The organism is Mucilaginibacter arboris, from assembly GCF_009754915.1.
GTDB classification, from domain to species: Bacteria; Bacteroidota; Bacteroidia; order Sphingobacteriales; family Sphingobacteriaceae; genus Mucilaginibacter_A; species Mucilaginibacter_A arboris.
In genome coordinates this window covers 153,796-161,140 of the sequence record NZ_WPIK01000012.1, presented here as the reverse complement: position 1 = coordinate 161,140, position 7,345 = coordinate 153,796, and the positions used below count along the sequence as shown (strand labels likewise).

4 protein-coding genes and 1 tRNA gene are annotated in these 7,345 nt (G+C 35.3%); 4 read left to right on the top strand and 1 reads right to left on the bottom strand.

Going from position 1 to position 7,345, the window contains the following annotated elements; all coding sequences use genetic code 11:
- Positions 1-118: 118 nt before the first annotated feature.
- Positions 119-192: transfer RNA gene (locus tag GO621_RS14115), tRNA-Ile, on the bottom strand.
- Between the two features lie 695 nt (positions 193-887).
- Between GO621_RS14115 and GO621_RS14110 the strand changes: the two genes are divergently transcribed.
- The 4 genes from GO621_RS14110 (at position 888) to GO621_RS14095 (ending at position 7,286) form a co-directional block, all read left to right on the top strand.
- Positions 888-1,418 (top strand): DUF892 family protein, encoded by a 531-nt coding sequence (locus tag GO621_RS14110; protein ID WP_157568130.1) that lies wholly within the window; start codon positions 888-890, stop codon positions 1,416-1,418.
- A gap of 420 nt (positions 1,419-1,838) precedes the next feature.
- On the top strand, positions 1,839-4,004 hold the full coding sequence (locus tag GO621_RS14105; RefSeq protein WP_157568128.1) for a beta-glucosidase family protein: 2,166 nt from the start codon (positions 1,839-1,841) through the stop codon (positions 4,002-4,004).
- Positions 4,005-4,230: 226 nt separating this feature from the next.
- A complete protein-coding gene (locus GO621_RS14100; protein ID WP_157568126.1) occupies positions 4,231-5,025 on the top strand; it encodes an NIPSNAP family protein in 795 nt (264 codons plus the stop codon).
- A gap of 113 nt (positions 5,026-5,138) precedes the next feature.
- Positions 5,139-7,286, top strand: a complete 2,148-nt coding sequence (locus tag GO621_RS14095) for an alpha-glucuronidase family glycosyl hydrolase (RefSeq protein ID WP_157568123.1) — start codon at positions 5,139-5,141, stop codon at positions 7,284-7,286.
- Positions 7,287-7,345: the final 59 nt, after the last annotated feature.

The following is a 7,345-nucleotide window of genomic DNA, read 5'->3' as shown; positions in this document are numbered from 1 at the left end:
CCAGCTTTTATTGGAAACCTAATTTCCCCCTAAATAAGTTTAAACAACCTCATTATAAAAAATTGCAGGAATTAAAACGGAAAAGCCGTCTTTTTATAAAAAACGGCTTTTATTTTAGTGCGCCCACCTGGGCTCGAACCAGGGACCAAAAGATTATGAGTCTTCTACTCTAACCAACTGAGCTATAGGCGCTGTTAATTATACTGCAATTTTACAAAAATGCAATGAATTTTCTGCAATAAAAAAAGAATTATTCAACGTTATTTTAAGGGTTTGTTTAAGATTTTATTCATAAAATTATCCACACTTCTTTTATATATGCATTTTTGTGTTTGTTTCCTACAATAACAAATAGGTTATGTTCTCAAATGTATGATGAATTTCTTTTGGTTAAGAAAACAGATAAATCAGAATAGATTATTTTCAATTTTACAGCTAAAATAGTTGCTGCTCTGAAGAAATATTACTGGCTTTTATAGCCATCATACATTTAAGAACAGTACTAACAAATAAAGTATATAAATAAAAATTTATAAAATTACAAATTTTTTATATTTTTATAACCTGATACTACATGTTATTTCCTTTACCTATTATAAAAAATAATAATAAATACTTTCTCAATTATACATATCTTTAATATTTTCTGTACATTGCCAATATTAATAGATATTATCACGATTAACTATTTGTATTATAAACCTAAAAAATAAACAAGTTCAGTTTGGATTTGATTATTATAGTATTCTATTTATATATAATAAACCTGTACAAAAGCTAAAAAACTCTTGTTAGATTTTAGCTTTATATACTTTATTTAATTGCTCCTTTAATACAACTTGTTTCTTATTTGCTATTGCATTTTTTATTTAAGTAAAGTTAAAATTATGGAAAAACCATTCTTGTCAGGTAATCTAAAATTGGATGAAGTATCTCTTAGAAAAGTGTTTTTGTACAATTTAAACCAAATATATCCAATTTTAAATTACTTGTCAGGAAGTTTGCCTGAAATAGCAAAATCAACTTATTATGGTGACTTGCAATATGCTATTGAAGAACTTTTATCTGAAGTACAGGTTCAAATTTTTAGGATTAAAGATATTTTTATTCAGTTGAATGAGGTTCCATGTAAAAAATGTACACATGATACTACTAAAATGCTGCAAATATTGGATTATGTAGATGAACATAAGGATAACCTATCAAAAGATTTATCAATTGTATTTTATATCCAGAAAGTTTTATCAGTTCAAAAAAATTATTTTCATATACTTAAATCCATTGCCAATACTTTGAATAGCGTTAATATTAAACAATATTTACAATTTAGTTGCGATGAGTGCAAAGATAACCAGACGATATTTACCCTTATTGCAAAAGAATATATGGAAAGTACGATTAATAGTTTTTTAAAGTAAAATACTATTACTGCAACTGTTTTTAAAATTTCCACAATTAATTGATTTAAAACTTTTAATTAGCTTAAAAGTACAATAAAAATCTTCCAAAGGAAGGGCCAGCAAAAGCTTCAGCAAAACTGGTTTTATAAAAATGTTAATGCTTCTTTTATCCCTAAAAAATTGATGGTTGTAAACGTAATGGGTTTTTAATCTGTTACTGTTTTTAACCGGGTAAAAGAAGCATCAAAAGTGAATTTATCTGTCTTGGATAGATCATTCCAATATTGCTTTTTTCAAAATGTAAAATATTCTTTATATAAATTTTATCAATAACTTTTTAAGTTGAAAAATTAATCTTTCTTTGTGTAAAAAATACACTAAGTCGTTTAGGCTTTTGTTTTTTCTATCAAACAATTAATAACAGAACCATTTATAAACATGAGAACTAAATTTCTACAGTACTTTTTGGGCGGCGTTTTACTGGCTGTGACATTTAATAATGTACAGGCACAAACCAAAAGCAGTCAGCAAACCGAAGCAAAGATTGCATCAATTATTAAAAAACTTACGTTTGAAGAAAAAATAGCCATGGTTCATGCCAATGGTTTATTTTCATCTGCCGGTGTAAAACGATTAGGCATACCAGATTTAATAAGCGATGATGGCCCGTTAGGTGTCCGGGAAGATGTTGTACCTGGCTGGGGATCAGCAAATTTAACAACAGATTCTGCTACTTTTTTTCCGAACGGATCAGCTTTGGCTGCTACCTGGAACCCGGAATTAGCTTATCGTTACGGGCATGATATGGCAGAAGAAGCGCGGGCACGAAAAAAAATGATTATGCTTGCACCTGCTTTTAACATTGCCCGTACACCTCTTTGCGGCCGTACTTACGAATATTATTCGGAAGACCCTTTTTTAAATTCACGACTGGCGGTGCAATCGGTAAAAGGGATACAAAGCCAGCATGTTGCAGCTTGTGTAAAGCATTTTGCTGTAAACAATCAGGAAGTTGAACGCGGTTTTGTGAATGTAAGTATTGACGAACGTGCCCTTCGGGAAATTTATCTACCTGCTTTTAAAGCTACCATTACAGAAGGTGAAGCCTGGACAATTATGTCGGCCTATAATAAAATATGCGGCGCTTATTGCTCTGAAAACGATTACTTGCTGAACAAAATATTAAAAGGCGAATGGCAATTTAAAGGTTTGGTGATGAGCGACTGGGGCGGAACGCATAGCACTGTTGATGCTGCTAACCACGGACTTGACCTGGAAATGGGTTCAGGCGAAAAATATGATCAATATTATTTTGCTGACCCGTTGCTTGCTGCTGTTAAAGCCGGAAAAGTAAGCACAAAGGTAATTGACGAAAAAGTACACCGTATTTTGTGGGTGATGATGCAAACATCATTAAGCGAAAATCAACCAAAAGGAAAACTAAATACACCGGAACACAGCAAAACAGTTTATGATATTGCATCAGAATCAATTGTACTGTTAAAAAATGATAAAAATCTGTTGCCATTAAATACTTCAGCTTTAAAAAGCATTGCGGTAATTGGCGATAATGCTACCCGTACTTTCCATTTAGGTGGTTTTGGTGCAGGTGTTAAAGCCAAATACGAAGTAACTGCTTTGGCAGGTTTACAAAACAGATTAGGAAAAACGGTAAATATTAAATATGCACAAGGATATTCTGGTGTTTACAAACCTTCTGATAAAAATGTTAACGATCCGACTCATGGTGCAGATGCTGCAATGATAGCAGAAGCAGTGGCTGCTGCAAAAAGCTCTGAAATGGCTATTCTGTTTGTCGGCGGCAACCGGGATTATGAAAGTGAAGGCCGCGACCGTAAAGACCTAAGCCTTCCTTTTGGAGAACAGGAATTAGTAGATGCTGTTACAGCAGCAAACCAAAATACAATTGTGGTGGTAGTTGGCGGTGCGCCTTATGATATTGGCGAAATAAAAAAACGCAATCATACCATTGTTTGGTCCTGGTATAATGGTTCTGAAAATGGAAATGCTCTTGCAGATGTTTTAATCGGTAAAACCAATCCTTCCGGTAAGTTGCCTTTTACTTTTCCGGCCCAGCTTAAAGATTCTCCGGCACAAGCTTTAAATGCTTATCCGGGCGAAAACAGGCAGGTGGATTATAAAGAAGGTATTTTGGTTGGCTACCGTTGGTTTGATACTAAAAAAATAGAACCGCTTTATTGCTTTGGTTATGGTTTATCGTACACCAATTTTAATTATACTGGTTTAAGTACTAATAAAAACAATTACAAGTCAGCAGAATCTATCACAGCAAATGTAAAAGTTAAAAATACGGGTAAATATGCCGGAAAGGAAACTGTTCAATTATATATCAGCAAAGAAGGTTCAAAAGTAGAGCGTGCCGAAAAAGAATTAAAAGCATTTAAAAAAGTAACTATTCCGGCTGGAGAAACAGCTAATATCAGCCTGAATATCCCTGTTAAAGATCTGGCTTATTATGATGTTAAAACCAGTAAATGGGTTGTAGAACCGGGAAAATATAAAATACTTGTTGGCACTTCATCCAGAGAAATCAGCCAAACAGCTACAGTAACAGTTGATTAATGAAGAGAAGAATAAGGCTTTAAAACTTGTTTAAATTTATTTTTAAGGAAGACATCATGCTTCTTTTACCGCACAAAAATTGATGTTTCAAGTATCATCAAACTGATAGAAACAACAACCAATTTTAAGCGGGTAAAAGAAGCATGAATATTTAAAAGTATCGGAAAAATATAGGACAAACTGCCGGGAAAATGATTAAGCTTGTAAGGTTTAAACTATAAATGTTATGCAATTTTCTTTTAAAAAGTATCATTCTTTTTCCATCAGTTTCCTGCTGTTGTTGTTGTTTAAATCGGGTTTTGGTTTTAACACTAAGCACGGTTATTATTATCAAATTAAAATATATCATTTAAAAACCAAGTTGCAGGAAGAACGCCTGGATCATTATTTGGAGAAAGCTTATTTGCCAGCGTTACATGAAGTTGGAATCAAATCTGTTGGTGTGTTTAAACCTGTTATCCAAGATACTGCCGATCAGAAAATTTATGTTTTAATTCCATTCAGTTCATTAAAAGAACTCACTTCTATTGATGAGAAGCTGAACAAAGACCAGCAATATTTGGCTAACGGAAAAGATTATATAGAAGCTAATTATAAAGATGCGCCGTTTACGCGAATTGAAAATATCATTCTGAACGCGTTTCCTAAAATGCCCGAACCAGCCGTTCCGCAATTAACCGCAGCTAAACCAGAGCGTGTTTACGAATTGCGCAGTTATGAAAGCGCTACAGAAAAATACAATATCAACAAGGTGAAAATGTTTAACGATGGCAATGAAGTTGCCCTTTTTAAAAGGCTTGGTTTTAACGCTGTTTTTTATGCTGAAGTTATTGCTGGCAGCCACATGCCTAACCTGATGTACATGACGACATTTAACAATAAGCAGGACAGGGACAAGCATTGGGAAACATTTAACAACGACCCGGAATGGAAAGCGCTTGTTGCAAAAAGCGAGTATCAAAACAATGTTTCGCACAACGAGATTGTTTTTCTTCATCCAACTTCTTACTCTGATTTTTAAAAATAGTCTAAACGTTAAGGCTTTATATGCTTCTTTTAGTACTATAAAATAGATATTTGTGTCTTCTTTTTGAAAGAAGTTTAGCCGAGATTAAACCAGAAAATAAACTATAAATGAAAAAACTGTTTTTGTATTTTTTCTTCCTCCTGTTTTCTTCCGTACAAGTAAATGCCGAAAATGGCTACCGGCTTTGGCTGCGTTACGATAAGGTTGATAATAAAGCCTTGTACACTCAATACCGCGCGTCTATTACCCAACTTGTATTTCCTGCCAAAACCGCAACCTTAACCGAAGCAAAGAACGAAATTACCACAGGTATTAAAGGATTATTGCAATTAGATCTCCCACAAAAAGAAACAGTAACAGCTAACGGTGCGCTGCTTATATGCACGCCTTCTTCATCTAAACTGATTAATTTTTCGCCGGTAAAAGAAGCATTGAAAGAAGTAGGACAGGAAGGATACATCATCCGGAGTTTAACAGTAAACGGAAAATTGGCAACCGTTATAGCAGCTAATACAGATATTGGCGCTTTGTATGGTGTTTTTAACTTCTTAAAACTACTGCAAACACAACAAAGCATTAAAAATTTAGCTATTAGCGATTTCCCTCGTACTAAAATTCGTTTGCTTAACCATTGGGATAATCTGGATGGTTCTGTAGAACGCGGTTATGCAGGAAAATCATTATGGAACTGGGCTGCCCTGCCAACTACCATTGATCCGCGTTATCGCGATTATGCCCGTGCAAATGCTTCCATTGGTATTAATGGTGCTGTTTTAACAAATGTAAATGCCAATGCCCTCATCCTAACAAAAGAATATCTGGTAAAAGTTGCTGCTCTGGCTAATACGTTTCGGCCTTACGGTGTAAAAGTATATTTAACGGCAAGGTTTAGCGCGCCGATAGAAATTGGTGGCTTAAAAACAGCAGATCCGCTTGATCCGACGGTTAGAAAATGGTGGAAGGATAAAACGGACGAGATATATCAGTACATTCCTGATTTTGGTGGATTTTTAGTGAAAGCAAACTCTGAAGGACAACCAGGACCGCAAAACTACGGACGAAACCATGTAGACGGCGCAAACATGTTTGCCGAAGCTTTAGCTTCGCATAAAGGAATTGTAATGTGGCGTGCTTTTGTTTATGATGAGAAAGTTCCGGATGACCGTACCAAACAAGCTTATACAGAATTTAAGCCTTTAGATGGTCTGTTTAAACCGAATGTTATCGTTCAGATAAAAAATGGCCCGCTTGATTTTCAGCCGCGCGAACCTTTTAGTCCCTTGTTTGGTGCAATGCCAAAAACAACGGAAATGATGGAATTTCAGGTTACCAAAGAATATCTCGGTTTTGCAAGCAACCTTGTTTTTCTGGCACCATTATACAAAGAATGTTTGGATGCTGATACTTACAGCAAAGGAAAAGGTTCAACCGTTGCTAAAATTGTAGAAGGCAAACTCGATAACCACGCACTTTCTGGTATGGCCGGTGTTGCCAACATTGGCAATAATATTAATTGGTGCGGCAATACTTTTGCCCAGTCGAACTGGTACGCTTACGGAAAGCTGGCCTGGAACCCTGATCTAACTTCCGCAGCTATTGCAGATGAATGGTTAAGAATGACTTTTAATAACGATGAAAGCTTTATTGATCCCATTAAAAAAATAATGCTTAACTCCAGGGAAGTTGCCGTAAATTATATGACACCGCTTGGCCTGCATCACCAAATGTCACGCAACATCCATTACGGTCCCGGGCCTTGGGTAACAGGAGGAAGGGCAGACCAGACATCTATTTATTATAATAAAGCCGATTCTGTTGGTATTGGTTTTGACCGCACTGCTGCTACCGGAAGCAAAGCTGTAGAGCAATATTTTCCGCCTTTAAGAAATGAGTTTGAAAATATTAAAACAACGCCCGAAATTTATCTTTTATGGTTTCATCATGTTCCCTGGAATTACCGGATGAAGTCTGGTGAGACTTTATGGAATGAACTGGTAGATCATTATTACAGCGGTGTTGCTTCGGTAAAGGAAATGCAACACACATGGGACCAAATAGGACCAAAAATTGATGCAGAACGGTTTAAGGAAGAGCAACACGCCCTGGCAGTACAACACGAAGATGCTGTTTGGTGGAAAGATGCCTGTTTATTGTATTATCAAACTTTTTCGCATTTGCCCATTCCTGATAAGTATGAAAAACCTGCTCACGATTTGGCTTATTATAAAACGTTGCATTTAAATCCGTTCAGATAAATTATGGTGATTAAGCAGGGAATGTTCTGATGCTTCTTTTACCGACTAAAAATTTGTTT

Coding starts and splice junctions, on each gene's coding strand:
- GO621_RS14110 (WP_157568130.1), top strand. CDS start 888: ATGGAAAAACCATTCTTGTCAGGTAATCTAAAATTGGATGAAGTATCT.
- GO621_RS14105 (WP_157568128.1), top strand. CDS start 1,839: ATGAGAACTAAATTTCTACAGTACTTTTTGGGCGGCGTTTTACTGGCT.
- GO621_RS14100 (WP_157568126.1), top strand. CDS start 4,231: ATGCAATTTTCTTTTAAAAAGTATCATTCTTTTTCCATCAGTTTCCTG.
- GO621_RS14095 (WP_157568123.1), top strand. CDS start 5,139: ATGAAAAAACTGTTTTTGTATTTTTTCTTCCTCCTGTTTTCTTCCGTA.